This window comes from Salinimicrobium flavum (assembly GCF_042684505.1).
Taxonomy (GTDB): Bacteria; Bacteroidota; Bacteroidia; order Flavobacteriales; family Flavobacteriaceae; genus Salinimicrobium; species Salinimicrobium flavum.
Genome location: NZ_JBHULT010000006.1, coordinates 914,119 through 932,840, shown reverse-complemented (window position 1 = coordinate 932,840; position 18,722 = coordinate 914,119). Strand labels below are relative to the sequence as shown.

The following is an 18,722-nucleotide window of genomic DNA, read 5'->3' as shown; positions in this document are numbered from 1 at the left end:
AAAAAAATCCCGCACTTTTGATGCGGGATCTTATATATAATAAAAAAGAGTTTATTAATCCTGAACCCTAAAGGTAATTGGAAGCGAGTAAAGTACCCCAACCGGTTTACCTCGTTGTTTTCCCGGTTGCATTTTTGGAAGCATGTTTACAACACGTTCTGCTTCCTGCTGCAGGCGAGGGTGCGGTGCACGTGCCCCAAGAACAGTCACGTCACCATTTTTCTCGATCCTGAATTGTACGTAGATCCTGTTAATACCTGTTAGTCCAAGGTCACTACCTAAACCGGTATCAAATCTTCTGTTCACAAATTCATTGATCTTTTCACTCATACAATCCTTACGAGCCTGGTTGTTTTTCATATTCTCACAACCCGGGAAGATTGGCACATCTTCAATAACCGCAAAGGGAACATCACCAATTTCTTCTTCTTCTTCAACTACTTCCACTTCTTCAACCTCTACGATCTCATCCTGGTTAGTCTCGGTAGATTCGATAATGGTCTCTTCCACTTCTTCCTCATCTTCAACAACCTCGATCACTTCGGGTGCCGGTGGCGGTGGTGGCGGTGGCGGTGGCGGGGTATTCTGAAGTTCAGTAATTGGCACATCTTCCTCTTCAAAAGCGTCCATATCTACCATTCCGGTATCAATGGCTTCTCTGTCATAGGTTTTCCACTCAATTGCCCTCCACGTAATAAAAAGCATCAAAATCATACCAATCTGGAAGAAGAGAACACTTCTCCTGGACAAATCAGCTTTTGGGTTTTTCTTGGGTTTCATAATTCCATTTTGATTATAGGTTGGCTAAAATAATTATTTTTTAATAAAAAATAAATTAATCTTAGCTTTTAACCTGATTAGAGAATCCTTTATGAGCCATACTAAAATTCCTGCCGCCAAAACCCCAATACTATTTGCAAAGATATCGTAAAAATCGAGTTCGCGGTAAGTTGTTAAACTATCCTGAAGAACCTCAATAAAAATGCCAAATATGATAGAAGCGATTATTATAAACAGTAATCTCTTAAAAAATCCTTTTTCCGGATAATTCATTAGTGCAAAGAACATCCAGATAAATCCGAGGCCAAAATAAGCGCCGGCATGCATAACTTTATCACTCACCCCCAGATCTTTTACCGGTGTATCGGTTAGATTAATGAGGGACAGGTAAAGGATCCCCAGGGTATAGACAAATGCGGGAATAAAAAAAAGAAGTCTAGCCTTCAATAACTTCAGTATACTCTTCTGCAGTTAAAAGGTCATCGACCTCTGACGCGTCAGTGAATTTTATCTTCACCATCCATCCTTCTCCATATGGATCTGAATTCACCTTTTCAGGTTCATCCTCCAGGCTTTCATTAAATTCTATGATCTCTCCGGAAAGAGGCGCGAAAAGGTCTGACACCGTTTTCACTGCTTCAACCGTACCAAAGACCTCTTCTCTGTCAAGAGTTTCATTTACGGTCTCAACCTCAACATAAACAATATCCCCTAATTCTCCCTGGGCAAAATCGGTAATACCAACAGTGGCAATATCTCCTTCAATTTTCACCCATTCGTGATCATTGGTGTACTTTAAATCTTTTGGAACTTTCATTGGCTAGTTATTTAGTATGGCAAAGTTAAATTTTTAATTCTTTTGTTCAAACAGCATTTGTTAATTTCCGAAGTTATAACGCAAAGTTATACCAGACCTTATGGTGGTTTGCGGGAATGCGGTGGAAACCGCATACTCTGAGAAGCTGTGGTCGTAATAAACCAGAGCAGTCAGGTTCTTCGAAAGGGCATAATCTGCTGAAAAATTGATCGCCCAGATATCCTGTCCGGCGGTCACCTGGTTGTTGTCCACATCCAGATATCTTATTACGGTCTCATTGTGACGATAGGAAATATCTGCCTTAAAGTTCAGGTCACTGGCCAGAATACGTTGCCTGCCCCCAACCATAGTGGTAAATCTGAGATCCTGTATCCTGTATCCAAGACCCAGGGTGTATTGGTTCCCGTTGATCTCGGTCATGAGATTATTGTCAAAACTTAATGCCAGGGCACGGTCTTTTTGAACATCTGCCAGGATCTTCACCGAATTCGTCATTTCCAGGTCTATTCTTACCAGCGGACTAAACTGCTCGGTTAAATTGACATTGGAAAAAAGGGTCTCACTTTTATAATTTCCGGCCTGGTCTATGGCAAGAGGATTTTCGGGGTCATAATCAAGGTTGCTCTGGAACTGGTTGATGGTATAGCCCGAGGAGTAACCGTGATTTATGGAGAAACGTTTAAAATTTTTCTTGAACCACGGCAGACGCATGAGTCCCGTATACTTAAGATTCCAGTTGGGCAGAGGAAAGTCCCTGAAAGCTCCAAGTTTTATATTGTCTGCATCTGTTCCCGAATATGCGGCAAGGAAGGCAGGGAGTAAGACATCCTGACTGCCTTTTCCGAAACCAACCGGGTATCCGTCTGCATCAGTGACATTAGGATCGAATCCTCTCTCTTCTGCAAGCCTGCGAGCGATGATCAACCTGTTTTCCCTGAACTCCTGAAATATTGCGGAAGACTCTGCCGTGCTTTCATTGAAAGCGCTCTTTATAAGAATAGTAGAAATATTGAAGTTTCCATAGGTTACCGGGGTAAGCGGCATGTACAGGTCATTTTGAACACGATAATTTTCTGAAAAGGTTTCTGAGTACATTCTCCCTGCAGTCACTTCAACGGTAAGATCAGGGATAAGGGTGAGCGATGCATTTATTCCCAGCTGTTCATTCTCCACCTCAGTATACTGTTGATTGAAATCCTGGTACAAGGTAAGCCAGCCTTTACGGGCGGCCATGTACCGTACATCCTCCTGGCTCCCCAGTGTAAACCCAAAAGTAGGTTTCCAGGTGCCCATAAATCCTATATCATTGGTGTAGCCTGGAAGAAAGATTCCATTGTTTTCCTGGTAGTTGACCTGGATCTTTTTGATGGCAGTCACCAGACCTATAAAAGTATTGTACGTCTTGTCACCGGTACTCAACCTGTCAGATTCTTCCTCAGCGGGAGTCCCGGGTTTAGCCGGTTCAAGGGTTGGAACTTCCCTGCTCCTTTCCCTGATGGTTTCGCCGGCATCCTGTGGCGTGCGTTTCTTAAGGCCCACGTAATCGTACAAAGTCTGCATTTCCAGGTTTGCATTGATTTTATGGGAATTTGAATTTTGAACACTGTTCCCAAGATCGGGTACCTCATCAAGGATTCTGAACATTTCTGAACCCCTGTCCCATTGGAAGTTCCCTGTATAGGAATAGGTGGCGTTAATAAAGCTGAGTACCGGCAACTTGTCAAGTGGCAGCTTATAGTTCACTTGCAGTGACTGGAAATGCTGGTTAGGGATACCCGTATTGAAAAACCCATCCCAAACACCGGTCGTAGTATCGGGCCTGTTTTCCTCATCCAGGTAGTTCCTTACAATTCGGTTGGTACTGGAATCAAAGTTAAGGCTAAGGCTTTTTGTGAAATTGTAATTGATGGTGTATTGCCAGTCAAAAAGAAAATTTCGCTGGTATAACGTAGGAATTCCGTTGAGGAATCCCGGGGGAAGATTGATCTCCCTGAAGGTTTGTTCATTATACTGCCTGAAGATCGTTGAACTGGCAGAAATAGTGGAAGGAAAAACATTAAAATTGATATCCCTCAACAGTGCAAAATAGGCGCTACTGTCTAAAGCCGTGATATTTTTGAGAGGTTCTATTGAAAGCGGCGCGAAAGTATAATCATAGGTAGCCCCCAACCTTACATTCTGATCAAAAGCATCCTCGATCTCGAAATCCCTGTGATCTACCTGGTTATAGCTTCCTGAAACAGTAATATTCTCAACATCATAAGGCATGGGTTTACCTTCTCCTGTCCTTTCTTTTCTAAGGCCAATTACATTTATGCTTTGACGTTTGGTATAATTCTCTGCCCTTTCTTTAATGTCCTCTCTTATCTCTGGTGTGGCCGCATTGTCAAGAACGGTCTGCAGTTCAAGATCCAGGAATTCGGGATCGTATTTTGGAGTGATCAATTCCTCCCCAATACTATAACTAACGGGAATTCTAAGTCCCCAATCAGGAGGAAGCAATTGCCCCATATTCAGATTACTTACAAAATCGTATTGTTGAAGGTCTTCCCTGCTCCTTTGGTTTGGCCCCTGTTCGATGGCTCCAAAACCAACTGTGCTCCTTCTTCCCGTTGCAGAAAGGTTGGCAAAATCTGCAATGTTGGCATCCATGTTCACAATAGCTGCCCAGCCTCCTTCATTGTTGAGTTCAGAAAGTCGGAGTTCATTGAACCACACCTCTCCGCAGAGGTCACGGGCATTACTTTTAGGAAGCCCGTTCTTTAATCCAAGCATCATCATCCTGATGTTCCCGAAGCTTGGATTTCCTTTTATCCCTAACCTTAGTTTTCCCATTTCATAAGGATCATCGGCATCTACGGGCAAGCCTTCTTCGGTAAAAAAGTTGAGTTCAGAAGAAAGATAGGAAGGATCACCAATAACCAGCGCCTTCACTTCCTGCAGCAGTTCCAGCGGCAGGTTCATGCGGTTCTCATCGGGCCAGATCTCTGATGAACTTGCTGCACCAAACTGGGTGGGCTTCAATGGTATTTCCACCTGGTAGTAATTATCGGTGAAGTCTGTTCCTATTCTAAGAAAGGCTACCAGTTCCCCTTCAGCAAGGGCAGGACGGTTTACGATTGATTCGGCATGCAGGAACATTTCAAGGTTCTTGTACTGCCTCATGTCCAGCTGGAAATTCTTGTAAACTGCCCGGGAATCCTGAGGTTCCAGCTCACAGACCGAAAGGGAAAGTGACTGCTCATTCTGACGGATCCTTGTATTGTTATTTTGCAGTTCTTCCCTTTCTACCCCCGGAGGAAGTACATAGGGTATGGGCTGACGATTTTCATTCTCTTCAATACTCACCGCTGCTACCTGAAAAGAGGTGGGTTCTGTGGCAGGATCAGATTTATCGGGATCAAGGGTTTGGGTATATCGTCTGTAATCCCCCCGCACCAGGTCCATGGTGCCGAAACGCAAGACGGTTGGTTCCTCAAAATCTGTAAGGTACATTCTCATGAACCGTATCGACCTGAAATCACCAATCCCTCCTTTTGCATCGGTTGGTTCAAATACCGGGATCTTGAACTGCAACCACCTTACCGGAAGTTCGCGGCCGTTTGGAAGGGTGGTATTGAACTGTTTCACATCGGTTATATACCGGCTGTTGTCTGGGTTCATACCCGGAAAGACCGGCACTTCATATTCAAAATAACTGTCAACCGTATTCATGGTGTTGTCACGGTTGATGTCTTCAGTAGTCGGTAAAGTGGTGTTTCCCCTGTTGGTATTGGTAACAGTCGGCGGGGAATTTCCTTCCATTCCATTGTAATCTGCATAGCGTTGCAAGATACTTCCCGAGGCATTCAAATAGTAATTGTAATTATCAGCAGAGGGATCGGGGAGGTTGGCAAAAGCGGGAAATTTAACCGCTTCTTCAGGATCCTGTAACCCGTCGTAACCTACATCCTGATTGACACGCTCTTCTCCTTCAGTATTAAATGCATAGATAAGGGACTGGTTGGAAGGAACTTTCCCAAACTCTGTAGTTGTGGTGTTCAGATCGCTTCCGTCAGGAGGAAGTCCGTTCTCATATTGTTTTCGACCGTCCTTCAGCACATCTTCGGAAATGTTCCCAAGGTTAAAGACCAGGCTCCCTCCGCTGTTATTGGTATTTTGCTCATATATGAACGGGTCCATCATCCAGAATTCAATATACTCCACATTGCTTTGTTCAAAGTTCGTGGAATTGAGGGCGCGGGTGATCCCCCCAAAATTGTCGGCGGGGTTAGGCAGGGTATTACTACCTGCCGTGGCGGGATTGAAGTTATAAGGTCCACGGATGCCTGGATAATAAGCAAGGTCCATGGTATACAGTACCTGTGATTGCCCCTGCACCACATCAACATTCGGAAAGATCTCGTCTAAGAACACCCTTCGCGTAGCATAACTGGAAAGATCTGAGTCATCTATTCCGGATGGTCTGCTGCTTCCGTAGAAAATAGGATCTATACTATACCACGCCAGTTTTGCCCTTTTATATCCTGTTGCCAGGTCGCCGTTCCCGAGTTCTCCTCCAAAGCCTAAGGGTACACTTGACAATTCCCAGCCCAATGGATTATCAATGGATATAGAAGTTTGTGCAGCCTCAAAATCGTCAACATAAGTGGTAGCCCTTCCGCCAAATTCATTACCCTTTGGTGCCCCGGGCAATAAATAGGCAACTTCCCCTCTAAGGGAAAGATTTGAAATAACATCTGTATCAATGTTGGGCAGTTTGTTCACCATTCTGGTGAGGAAGGGAACCTCAGTGGAATAATTCAAATTAAGTCCAAAAATGGTATTGTTTATAGGCTCGTAGCTGTAATTGGATTTTTGGGTTAGTGGCCGTTCATTAAGGTTTAAATAGGTACCTCCAATGAGAAAATTCTCGTTGAACTGATGTTCCACATTGATCCCGGTAAAACGTTTTGTCTGCTGTCCAAAAAGGGCGTTATTTTCAGTAGACACCTGGATTGGAATATTGGATGCCAGCAAGGCTTCATCCAGGATCTGTACCCTTCCAAACTGGTAGTTCACTACGTAATCAACCCCTTCCTGCAAAACACGGCCTCCCGCGGTCACCGTTACAGATCCCTGGGGAACATTGAATGCCCCTATGGGGATCCCTTCAACGTTAGAGGATTTATAGCGCCCCCTTAACTGGAATTTGTTCTTATCTGCCTGCAGTTGTTCTGCCTGTGTCTTGGTGGTGTTATAGAGGGATCTGAATACGTATTTTTCCTGGTTGGCATTATAGGTTTCAGGGATATTGTAATCTTCAGTACCTGTATTGGGGTTGGGGTCAAGTTTCCTGAACAGGTATTCCCCAAAAGGCTCAACAGAGGTGAAAATTACGCTACCCGTCTCCTGGTCTATAGTGATCCCCGGTACAAAATCAAAGAATCCGTCTCCCCCTATAATAGGATCTCCGTTGATGTTAAGGTTATCAAGATTAAAAACCCTTAACAGGGTAGTCTCCTCCACATCTTCGGGCAGGGGCTCGCCGTCTACCCCTGTAATATAGTTTAACGGCTGAGGATCTGTATATACGATATTCATTCTGAAGTCCTCCCGTTCCAGCTGCATGGCATCCAGGTTATAAATATTCTTCATCATGAGGTCCCACACCGGTTCATTGACGTTGGTAACCGAACTTTTGAGCAGTTTCACCACGAGGTTCTGGGAGATAGCCGTTTCGGTTCCTGTTCCTCCCGAAGCATCGATCCCATCATTGGCAAATTCCCCTACCTGGTAGACCTCTCCACCTACGGTGTATTGAAAGGCAACTGCAAGGATCTCATCACTGGCAAGTCTTTGGTTAAGGGATATATATCCAAGCCGGCTATTAAGACGGTATTCAGATGGCCGTAATTGCCTTGCGTTTTCAAGCTTTACATAATCTGTACCTTCAGACACCTGTACGCCACTAAAGCCACTTCCTACCCTTGCGATGTCACGAATGGCCGGGGTAAGAACAGACTCTTCGGGACCTGTGATCCCAAAGGGATTGAAGTCGTTGTTGCGGTTGTCGGCATAGGCTCCCGGCGGACGGTTAAAGAATCCTGCAGGCGGATTTTCCAATCCAATGTTCCCTTCTACCGCAGTTTCCCCAAGATCCTGTATAGCTACCACATTTCTTGCATCTGTAAGGTTTTGCACGCTGTTGGTCCTGTTGGTTACCCAAACCTGTACCCTGGTGATCTGTACATTGGAGTTTATAAAAGGGTAATTTTCCAGGGCTTCATCATAGATGTCCCTAAAGTAGTGCGCCAGGAAGAAGTGACGGTTTTCATCATACTCAATGGCAAATTTTTCAAATTCCTGTACTGTTGCACCGCCTTCTACATTTACGGTGCGACGTTCAGATTTTTGTTCAGAGAACACCCCGGTGATACGGGTTTTTCCGAATTGCAATTCTGTCTTTACCCCAAAAAGGCTTTGCGCACCCTGGATCAGGGCAGAATTGAGGGGCATATTAATGTTCCCCACCTCGATCTTCTGGATGATATCATCTTCGGTTGGGGTATATTCCAGTTTTAACTGGTTCTGGAAATCAAAGGTAGATTCAGTATCATAATTGGCAGTAACCTTGAGGCGTTCCCCAATATTCCCAAGAAGACTTAACTGAATTCGCTGGTCAAAATCAAAGGTGAAGGTGCTCCTGTTACGTGGGGAGAACGCCGGATTATCCCTTTTTGAATACAGCACTCCAAGATCAAGCGCCACAGATCCCTGTGGGATAAGTTCGATATCACCCCCACCAAAAATATTTTGAAAGAAATCTGAGTTCACATAGAATCCGGGCAATAGATCCCGCTGATCTTCAGACCCTTCTTTCCTTCCGGAAATGGCGTCAATCTTCTGCTGAAAATAATTCTGCATTTCCTCCTGTATGACCAGTTCGCGGTATTCTTCAGGAGTAAGGATAAGAGGGGCAGAAATATTAAAATTCCCAAGGGTTTCGGTGTAGATATAGCGGTCAAGCACCGGGTCGTACTTATAGGAAGCCACGATGCTGTTGGGCCGGGGAAGTTCTATCCTTCCCAGCGAATATCCGGTCTTTGTCGTATCCTGAGGGGTTTCAGTCTCCTGGGACGAGGCTGAAAAAGGAACAGCAAGAGCACAAAAAAGCGCAAAAGCAACCGAAAGCGAAACCCGATAATTGTAGTTCTGCCTCAAGACATTTATAATTTTTTAAGTGCAAGCTTTATGAGTGATTCTACGGTAGCTTCGGGTTCCTCCTTGACAATTCTATCTACAACTTTCCCCGATTGCTTACGGGTATAACCAAGAGTCTCTAAAGCAGATAACGCTTCTTCTTTATTAGTATTGCTTTTTGATACTGAAACTTCGTCTAAACCAAACACTTTCAGGATCTTGTCTTTAAGGTCCAGGATCACCCGCTGCGCAGTCTTTGCACCTATACCCTTGATACTTTGAATTGTACCAACATCACCTGCAGCTATGGCCTCCATGATCTGTTTAGGCTCAAGGGAAGAAAGCATGGTGCGGGCTGTGCTGGCTCCCACCCCCGAGACCGAGATCAACAATCTGAAGATCTCCCGTTCACTCTTCTCCCAAAACCCGAAAAGGGTATGCGAATCTTCCTTTACCTGCAAATGGGTGTATAACCTTACGGCTTCTGAAGATGGAATTAGGGAATATGTATGGAGGGAAATGTGAATAAAATAACCAACGCCGTTGCAGTCGATCACTACATTGGTTGGATTTTTTTCCACCAGCTGGCCTTTTATTGTGTGGATCATTGGTCAAGAAAGCTTAATGACTCAAATGTAGTAAAATAATAGAGATGCCGAAAAATGAAATTCACCCCGGCCAAAGCCCTGAAAAAGCTGAGGTTTCACCTATTCACTTAAAGCAGTCCCGGGAGATTTACCATAAAAAAGGCTGCCGGAGTTTTTATCTCCAACAGCCTCTGAATCAAAAGTATGTTTGAAATTTATACCCCTTCTTTTTTCGCTTTTCTTTCTTTTTCCTGGGCATCCACAACCGCCACGGCGGTCATATTAACTATTTCCTCCACGCTGGCTCCAAGCTGCAGAACGTGCACGGGTTTGTTCATTCCCATGAGAATAGGGCCTACACTTTCTGTTTTATTCAACTCCTTGATCAATTTATAGGTGCTGTTCCCTGAATCAAGATTTGGAAAAATGAGGGTATTCACCTTCATGCCCGCAAGTTTGGAGAAGGGGAATTTTTTTTGGAGCATTTCCTTGTTCAGGGCAAAATCTGTTTGCATCTCCCCGTCTACCACAAGATCGGGATAGAACCTGTGCAGGTAGGCAACTGCTTCTTTAACTTTCTCGGCCTTTTCGTTCTTGGAAGATCCAAAGTTACCGTAGGAGATCATCGCGATCACCGGGTCCATTCCAAAAAGTCTTACGGTACGGGCGGTCATCTGGGCGATCTTTGCCAGTTCCTTAGCGGTTGGATCTATATTTACCGAGGTATCACTAATAAAGATTGGTCCTCTGGAGGTATTCATTAAGTTGGTCGCGGCCACCTTGGAAACTCCTTTGGCTTTTCCTATCAATTCCAGCATTGGCTTGAGAACGGTAGGATAGGACCTGGAATAACCGGAAAGCAGGGCATCAGCATCTCCTTCATTCACCATCATGGCTGCAAAATAATTGCGTTCTTTCATAAGAAGTTCGGCATCATATCTCGTCACGCCTTTTCTGTTTCTGGTTTTCCAGAAGCCTTCGGCATAACGGTTGCGTCGCTCTTTTTCATCATCACTTTTCGTATCGATGATGAGAACATCCTCTGCGTGAAAATCTATTTCCCGCATAAGCTCTTCGATAACATCCCGTCTTCCCAAAAGTACAGGAATGGCGATACCTTCGTCATGAACTATCTGGGCTGCTTTCAATACATCGAGATGATCTGCTTCGGCAAAAATCACTTTCTTGGGATCCATTTTTGCACGGTTCATCAACAGCCTGGTAATTTTATTGTCATTACCCATTCTCTCCAGGAGCTCGTCTTCATAACGTTCCCAGTCAAGGATAGGATTTCGGGCTACTCCGCTTTCCATGGCTGCCCTGGCTACGGCAGGAGGAACCTCAGTGATAAGGCGGGGGTCAAATGGTTTCGGAATAATATAATCCTTCCCAAAGTTAAGACGGGTTTCACCGTAAGCGATGTTCACCTGCTCGGGCACCGGTTCTTTGGTTAGCCTGGCAAGGGCTTTAACAGCCGCCATCTTCATTTCTTCATTGATCTTGGTTGCTCTTACATCAAGAGCTCCCCTGAAAATGAATGGGAAACCCAGCACATTGTTCACCTGGTTAGGATGATCACTGCGACCGGTGGCCATAATAATGTCTTTTCTTGCTTCAATGGCTACGTTGTAATCGATCTCGGGATTAGGATTGGCCATAGCAAAAACAATTGGCTTTTTGGCCATTCTCTTAAGCATGTCTGAAGTCACGATATTTCCAACAGAAAGTCCCAGGAAAACATCTGCACCATCCATGGCCTCAGCCAGGTTGGTATATTGTTTCTTCACTGCGAATTTTTGCTGCAGGTCAGACAGGTCTTCACGGCCGGTGTGCAGCACCCCTTTGACATCAAACATCACAATGTTGCTCAGTTTCACTCCCAGGGCAACATACAGATTGGCACAGGCGATCGCGGCAGATCCCGCCCCGGAGATCACCACTTTCACCCTGCCTATTTTTTTACCGGCCAGTTCAAGCGCATTTAAAAGTGCAGCCGAAGAGATAATAGCCGTACCGTGCTGATCATCATGCATTACCGGAATATCCAGTTCCTCCTTTAGCCTTCTTTCGATCTCAAAAGCTTCAGGTGCGGCGATATCTTCCAGGTTTATTCCTCCAAAGGTGGGCGCAATATTTTTAACGGTCTCCACAAACTTATCTATGTCTTTCGTGTCCACCTCGATATCAAAAACGTCTATATCAGCAAATATTTTAAACAACAGGCCTTTTCCTTCCATAACCGGTTTAGAGGCTTCAGGGCCAATATCACCCAATCCAAGGACGGCGGTCCCGTTTGAAATTACTGCCACCAGGTTTCCCTTAGTAGTGTATTTATAGACATTATCCTTGTCTTTGAATATTTCAAGACACGGCTCTGCCACCCCGGGGGAGTATGCTAATGACAGGTCTCTTTGTGTGGAATATTTTTTTGTGGGCACCACCTGGATCTTTCCGGGGTAGGGTTTGGCGTGATAGACTAAAGCTTCACGTCGTTTGCGTTCGTTACTCATAGTTCCCGTATTTTTTCAGGACAAACAAAGGTAAGAGTTTAGGTTTTATGGCTAACTGATTTCCCTCATTTTTTGGAGCAGGGAAAGCAAGCTCCAAACCGGAAGTCCTTACCGGAAAGTCAGCTTCCCGGGAGGGGTAAGTTTATCAAGTTCCCGATGATATTCCCGGGGTAACAACTCAAGGCCCAGCTGGTAAGATGCGTTCATCCAGCCAAAGCCAGAGGTGGTGATATAATCAAACTCTGTCCCAACATTGCCATACTCAGCATAGACCTTATGAGTGGTATTTACCACATCGTATTTTTCTGGTATGGTACCGTTGTAGTCCACAGCATTTCTGGTGATCATGTAGAGCCAGCGGTAGATGAGTTCATGCGCCTCAGCCTCATACCCGTAATTAAGCAATCCCTGCCACAGTAGCATTTGATGCGGCGCCCAGCCGTTGGGATAATCCCACTGGCGTTGCACCTCGTTGGTCGCGGTTTTTTCTACGGAAGTTTTTGCGGTGGAAAGAATTCCCCCCTTTGCCTTAAGATCTTTCAGAAGATTGATAAGCATTTTTTGAGCCTGCTCTTCAGAAGCCATTTTACTCCATAAGGGGTAGAAATTGGTAGCCGAAATATATCCCGTCTGTTCTCCTTTTTTAAAGTCATAATCGAAAAAACTGCCTTCCTCCTCATTCCAGAGGTAACGGTTCATCAATTCCTTTCGTTTTTCAGCTTTTTTAGCCCAAAAAACATCAGAATAGGTTGAGCCTGAAGACTGTTTAAAAATCCCGTCGAAGTATTTTTTGATAAGGTGCTCAAAATCCTTTTCATATTTATAAAGCAGCGAATTCAGATCAACGGTATTGAGGTGGGCTGCGCGATCTTCCAGCCGCCAGGAGGTGTCATGACCACTTTCCCGAACACTGCGATCGTGCACGAAATATTCATTCAGTTCCCTGTCCTTTAATTGGCCCGACTTATATTTTTTTTCAAATTTTGCAACGGGCAGGTTGTGTTTAGCGGCATATTTTTTCAACACCTCTTCAAAATGCCCTTTTTCGGTCTCAGGTGGAATCCCGATCCCCTGCCCCAGGTAACGGTTCAAACCATTGGAGGTGAGCCGCTCTCCCTCTGCCATCCACACCTGTTCATATTCGGTGATCGCAGCTTCCAGCGAATTCCGGAGCCATATTGTATCCTTTTCTTCCATAGCCTTATTTACTTCCCGCACAAAAGAAGACAGAAAGGGAGGTTGGGTGCGGGTGAGGTAATAGGAGCGGTTCGCATTCAGGATCTTTCCGTAGTGGTTGATCTGGTAAACGAAATTATCGACCATGGCTTTGGCAAGGTCAACCCGCCCATCGATGATAAGGCCAATACCTTCAAAGTAGCTGTCCCAACCGTACATTTCATTGAACCTGCCGCCGGGCACCACAAAAGGAACTCCGCGGTCATTCTCAATTTTCAAGGCCAGCAAACCCGGTTTTTTGTTGAGGGATCTCACATATTCCGGAGTTATTTTATGCGGAAGAATAACCACCTCAAAACCTTCCAGTTCCTGCTGCAGGTTTTGAAAATAGGAAATCCCCACAGAATCTGTTGCCGGCACATAAAGTCGTTGCACCCCATCTGAAGCTTTAGTATCCTTCAGGATCTTTTTCAAACCCTTACGGTCAATGGTTCGGGTAAGATCATCCCAGAATTCTTCTTTGATCCTTCGGGAGATACGTGCAGTAGGCGGTTCTTTAACTTCATTAATAGAAATTCGAAGGATCTCCTTTTCCCCGGCTCTTGCTATGGCCAATTCCTGAAGCAGGTTGGAGAGGTAATAGGTTTCAGAGATCTTTACAGAATCCCCTTCGCTGCTCACCATCCAAAAAGGGCTTTTTAAGTCATCTTCAATAGTGATCTTTTTATCGCCGTCTGTATCGGCTACGGCTACGAGTTTTTCAAAAGTTGGATCGACCTGCAGTATGAATTCCGGATTTTGAGCAAATACGTTCCCGAAAAGAGAAAAAATAGCCGTAAAAATTAAAATTTTTATGTTTTTTCCTATTTTTATGCAAATCTTCTTCATGAAAACTCTTTTTGTATTCCTCTGCTTCTTTTTATTCAGCTATAACACCTTTGCCCAACAGGAAACTTACACACTGGTTGCGGTAGATGAAGCTCCATTTATCAAAGAGTGCTATGACCCTAATAAAGATAGTAAAGAATGTTTTAATCAAAACTTAAGTGACTTTTTGCAAAGTAACCTGGTCACGCCAAAAACGGTAAAAGGAGAAGGAAAAGCCTATGCTACTTTTCATATTTCGGAAACCGGCGCCATTAGCGATGTAAAGGTGAAAGCTACAGATAAAGATCAGGAAGAGGAGGTGATTCGGGTGTTGTCCTCATTAAAGATTGCATCTCCTGCAAAACTTGACGGAAAAGCAGTAGCCGTTACTCATGCCCTTCCGGTGATCTTTAAACAAACAATGTATGACAGTTACGGCGCCTTTTTTGACACCAGGGCAAAAAATCTCCCCAATGCTACCAAAACTGCCTTTTCACCCTTATTTGAAGCTTGTATACCCAAACCTGATAAAAGCTCCTGTTTCCAGGAGACTCTTGAAAAATTGATCGCGAAGTCTGTAAAAGCTAAATCGGGAACGGTGTTGAATTACTATCTGGAGATCAATAAAAATGCTGAAGCTGAAAATGTACTGGTACTGAGCCACAACGACAACAATGCAAGCAAACAGGCAAAAGCATTTTTAGAAACGTTAAGTCTTGAAGCTCCCGCCAGGAATGAACAAAAGAAGGCGGTTAAAAGTTTTTTCTACGGAAAATTAGTCCTTTAGAAACTTAATATTTCGGGTGAGTCCGCTGTATTTGGTTCTTTTAACGGCCGACTTCTTAAAAACCTTCCGGAAAGTATCTTCAGTGATCTCTTCCCAATCCTTTTTGCTCATGCTGAGCAACCCGGGGTGAGAGTTAAACAGCGGTTCATTATGAGGGCTGGAAAAGCGGTTCCACGGGCATACATCCTGGCAGGTATCGCAACCGAACATCCAGTCGTCGAACTTTCCCTTCATATCTTCGGGCAACTGGTCTTTGAGTTCGATCGTGAAATAGGAAATGCACTTGCTGCCGTCTACCTTGTAAGGTTCCACTATGGCACCGGTAGGGCAGGCATCGATGCAGGCGGTGCAGCTTCCGCAATGGTCGGTCACAGGAGTGTCGTATTCCAGTTCCAGGTCAAGAATGAGCTCGGCAACAAAAAAGAAGGAACCTTTCTGCTTTGACAGCAACAGGGTGTGTTTCCCCACCCAGCCTAGACCGGACTTTGCTGCCCAGGCTTTGTCCATCACCGGCGCAGAATCTACAAAAGCCCTGCCTTCCACCTCACCAATCTCCTGCTGAATGAACTTCAGAAGTTCCTTAAGTTTATCCTTGATCACAAAGTGATAATCTGTCCCGTAAGCGTATTTACTGATCTTGTAAGAGTCCTCCCGCTGTTTCTCTTCAGGATAATAATTGAGGAGCAGGGAAATCACACTTTTGGAGCCTTCTACAAGTTTGGTGGGATCCAGGCGCTTGTCAAAATGATTCTCCAGAAATGACATTTTTCCGTGCCTTTCTTTTTGAAGGTATTCTTCAAGGCGCGGTGCCTCTTCCTCCAGGAATCCGGCTTTGGAGATTCCACATGACAAAAAACCGAGGCGTTTAGCTTCGGTTTTGATCACATCTGAATATTTAGATCTTAAATTCACTGTACCTGCAAAACTATTGCATTTCTTGTACAAATGTTATTCCAGAACAGGAAATTCTATTTCAATCACAGGGTTCTATGTTTTGGTTGATATGGAAAAAATTTTGGGGATCATACTTCTTCTTGATCTTTCCCAGACGTTCGAAATTAGTGCCATATGAAGCCTTCACTCTACCTTCTGCCTCCTCCATCATGAAGTTCACGTAAGCTCCACCGGCTGAATATGGGTTTAAAGCCTTGTAATAGTCTTTGGCCCAGGTAGTAATTTCTTCAGCATCATCGGCTTCGGGAGAAACCCCTACAATAACCTGAGACCATCTCGCTCCCCGGTTTGCCCATGCCGTTTCCCCGGGAGCTACCTCATGAACGGCACCATCAATGGGATATAGATGTGTAGTAGAATGAAAAGTGGGTATTTTGGAACCGTATTCAATATTCACCCTTATGCTTTCCTCACTCAACTCATTAATAAAGTGGGCTTTCCAATACCATTGCAGTCCGCTGGGATAAAGATCATCAAACATAGTATTAAGTGCCGGCATGGGAATCTCACTGACGAAGTCCAGAATGGGCGGACCAAATTCCCTGATGGGTCTAAAAACTTCTTCTGCTTTGTCAATTGGACCGGTATAGTTCCACACCACCCCGCAGACGTTTTTCATGTGGAGCTCTTTGGGAAACGGATCCCCGGGAGGTACAATGAGAAAAGCAAAGAAACCATAAAGATCATTTGAAGCTTCCCTAAGGGTTTTGTCGTAAAACTTCATGGCCTCTTCTGCCTTTTCAAGAGGCCAGAACATGGGCCCGGCATATACATTTTTCACCGGAAGGAGATTGAAAGTAAAAGAGACTACAACCCCGAAATTTCCACCGCCCCCACGCAGCGCCCAGAAAAGGTCAGGATTTTCATCCTTATTTGCTGTTACCAATTCACCGGTAGCCAGAACAACTTCGGCCTCAAGCAGGTTATCAATAGTTAAGCCCCCTTTGCGACTCAAATAACCTATCCCTCCACCAAGGGTGATTCCGCCAATACCTGTGGTCCCAATTATCCCACTGGGCAGAGCCAGTCCATACTTGTGAGTGGCCGCATCTATTTCCTTAAGCATATTGCCGGGGGCAATGACGGCTGTACGATTTTCGGGATCTACATGAATTTCCTTCATTTCTGAAAGGTCGATCACCAACCCGTCCTCACAAAGCGCCAGGCCGGCTCCGCTATGCCCTCCGCTTCGAATGGAAACCTCCAGGTTATTTTTCCTGCCAAAGTTCACTGCCTGGATAACATCCTCTTTATCCTTACACTTTAAGATTATACCGGGATGTTTATCGATCATCCCGTTGTATATCTTCCTGGTTTCATCATATTCAGTATCTGATGGTGTAATGATCCTGCCTTTAACGTGACTTTTCAGCTCTTCAATTTTCGCCTCCATAATAAAATGTTTTATGATTAATTATACTGCGATGCACTATGGACCACAGCAATAGCCAAATAAGCAGTAGAAGTTCTTCCTGATCAAAGAACGAAGAAATACGAAGTGGCAGGTTTAGAGCAAAACCAAAAAGTGGTAAATCCCGGTCTTTCAGGTTAATTTAGAGAAATCGGAATCTTAGAGGAGGAATGAAATTTAAACTTACGGGGTATGATTTCAAAAACCCTGTTGGGGGTTGAAAAAATAAGAGGGGGATCACATAATTACTGTAAACATTTGAACCACAGCTCAATAAAAGTAATGAAAATATACCGATGATCCTTAATTATCTGAAATTAAATTTCAGAACGGCATTTTTAGGCTTCAGGGTAATGAGCGGCTGTATCTGTATCTCTCCTTCAGCACCCGAAATACGGTATTTGTAAACCAGTTCAGCGATAGCCAGGATCATCTCGTACATTGCAAAGTTATTTCCAATACACATCCTTGGACCGGCCCCAAATGGATAATAACAGGAAGAATATTTCTTTGGATCTGTGAACCTTTCCGGTTTGAAGGTTTCGGGATCTTCCCAAAAATCCTTATGCCGGTGGATCTCATACATGGAAAACAGCAGGCTGGAACCTCCGGGGATTTCAAGGTCGGCAAAAACGTCCCTTTCCTTATTCACGCGATCGATAAAATAAGCCGGAGGGTATAAACGCATCGCCTCCTCTATTACCATTTTGGTATAACTGCAAGCCTGGATAAATTCAGCAAGGGATCCGGTTTCAGCCCTTGCCTTTTTCACCTCCTCCAGGATCTTCTCCTGGGCTTCAGGATATTTTGCCAGTAACTGAGCAGTGAAAGTAAGTGCATTTGAGGTAGTTTCGTGGCCGGCAGTGAACAGGATGAGGATCTCATCTATTAGTTGTTCATTCTCCATGCTACTGCCGTCATCATATCTTGCCTCAAGGAGCATATCAAGAAGATCGTTTTGTCTTTCACCGGAAGTTCGTCTTGCATCTATCAACTCTCTTAGAATATCCCTGGCCTCGTCTGTAAGATCTGTATGCTTTTTAATCTTACCTGATAAATTGAACCACCAAACCAGATATGGTTGTCTTAATTCCCGAACCAGCATTTTCTGAGCAGCTTCTGTAATATACTGCAGCCGATTGATCTCCTTTTGACCCACGGCACTGCTAAACAGGGATTTTACCACCGTCTGGAATGCGAGGTCATTAAAAACAGGAAAAATATCCACAGGCTTACCGGTTTCAATTTTATCAAGTTCTGTTGATATAGCAGCTTTGATGCTATCTAATAAGAGTACCAGTTGCTTTTTGTGAAAGGCAGGTTGTATGAGTTTACGCTGTTTTTTCCAGTGTTCCCCTTCAGATGTTAACAGCCCCTGTCCAAGATATTTCGCCATATCCCTGGTTTGGATGGTGGTCTTGGAGAAATTTTTATGGTTTTTCTGAAGGGCATATTGGGCAAAAGCGGGGTTTCGGGAAAAGATCACAGAGCTACCCGGGCCAATTTTTAACCGAAATGTATCACCAAGCTTATCGAATTTCTTCCGGTGAAAGATCAGCGGATTTTCCAAGATGCGCAGGGAATTTTTGTAAAATTCCCAGGCCGGAACTGTGGGAACCTTTTTTACCGTCATATAATTGTCATCCTTCAT

11 protein-coding genes are annotated in these 18,722 nt (G+C 44.5%); 1 reads left to right on the top strand and 10 read right to left on the bottom strand.

The window, feature by feature from the left end:
* Positions 1-54 precede the first annotated feature (54 nt).
* The 7 genes from ACFSTG_RS07675 to ACFSTG_RS07645 all read right to left on the bottom strand — a co-directional run bounded on the left by ACFSTG_RS07675 (position 55) and on the right by ACFSTG_RS07645 (position 13,940).
* Positions 55-780 carry an energy transducer TonB gene (locus tag ACFSTG_RS07675; protein WP_380750548.1) on the bottom strand — a complete coding sequence of 242 codons (726 nt, stop codon included), beginning with the start codon at positions 778-780 and terminating at the stop codon, positions 55-57.
* A 33-nt stretch (positions 781-813) separates the two neighbouring features.
* Positions 814-1,227 carry a VanZ family protein gene (locus tag ACFSTG_RS07670; RefSeq protein WP_380750545.1) on the bottom strand — a complete coding sequence of 138 codons (414 nt, stop codon included), beginning with the start codon at positions 1,225-1,227 and terminating at the stop codon, positions 814-816.
* On the bottom strand, positions 1,217-1,597 hold the full coding sequence (gene gcvH / locus ACFSTG_RS07665; RefSeq protein WP_380750542.1) for a glycine cleavage system protein GcvH: 381 nt from the start codon (positions 1,595-1,597) through the stop codon (positions 1,217-1,219). Before gcvH ends, ACFSTG_RS07670 begins: the two co-directional genes overlap by 11 nt.
* 60 nt (positions 1,598-1,657) lie before the next feature.
* Complete coding sequence (gene sov, locus ACFSTG_RS07660; RefSeq protein WP_380750539.1) at positions 1,658-8,800, bottom strand: T9SS outer membrane translocon Sov/SprA; 7,143 nt, start codon at positions 8,798-8,800, stop codon at positions 1,658-1,660.
* A gap of 5 nt (positions 8,801-8,805) precedes the next feature.
* A complete protein-coding gene (gene ruvA, locus ACFSTG_RS07655; protein WP_380750536.1) occupies positions 8,806-9,387 on the bottom strand; it encodes a Holliday junction branch migration protein RuvA in 582 nt (193 codons plus the stop codon).
* 194 nt (positions 9,388-9,581) lie between these two features.
* Positions 9,582-11,876 (bottom strand): NADP-dependent malic enzyme, encoded by a 2,295-nt coding sequence (locus ACFSTG_RS07650; protein WP_380750533.1) that lies wholly within the window; start codon positions 11,874-11,876, stop codon positions 9,582-9,584.
* 108 nt (positions 11,877-11,984) lie between these two features.
* The gene (locus ACFSTG_RS07645; protein ID WP_380750530.1) at positions 11,985-13,940 is read right to left on the bottom strand and encodes a trehalase family glycosidase; all 1,956 of its coding nucleotides are present in this window, start codon (positions 13,938-13,940) and stop codon (positions 11,985-11,987) included.
* Here ACFSTG_RS07645 and ACFSTG_RS07640 point away from each other — a divergent pair.
* Positions 13,939-14,706 (top strand): energy transducer TonB, encoded by a 768-nt coding sequence (locus tag ACFSTG_RS07640; protein ID WP_380750528.1) that lies wholly within the window; start codon positions 13,939-13,941, stop codon positions 14,704-14,706. The two genes, ACFSTG_RS07645 and ACFSTG_RS07640, sit on opposite strands and share 2 nt — an antisense overlap.
* Here ACFSTG_RS07640 and queG read toward each other — a convergent pair.
* From queG to ACFSTG_RS07625, 3 genes are all read right to left on the bottom strand, one after another.
* Positions 14,695-15,591, bottom strand: coding sequence for a tRNA epoxyqueuosine(34) reductase QueG (gene queG, locus ACFSTG_RS07635; RefSeq protein WP_380750526.1), 897 nt, complete (start codon positions 15,589-15,591; stop codon positions 14,695-14,697). The two genes, ACFSTG_RS07640 and queG, sit on opposite strands and share 12 nt — an antisense overlap.
* 88 nt (positions 15,592-15,679) lie before the next feature.
* On the bottom strand, positions 15,680-17,053 hold the full coding sequence (locus ACFSTG_RS07630; RefSeq protein ID WP_380750523.1) for an FAD-binding oxidoreductase: 1,374 nt from the start codon (positions 17,051-17,053) through the stop codon (positions 15,680-15,682).
* Between the two features lie 325 nt (positions 17,054-17,378).
* The gene (locus tag ACFSTG_RS07625) at positions 17,379-18,722 is read right to left on the bottom strand and encodes a cytochrome P450 (protein ID WP_380750521.1); all 1,344 of its coding nucleotides are present in this window, start codon (positions 18,720-18,722) and stop codon (positions 17,379-17,381) included.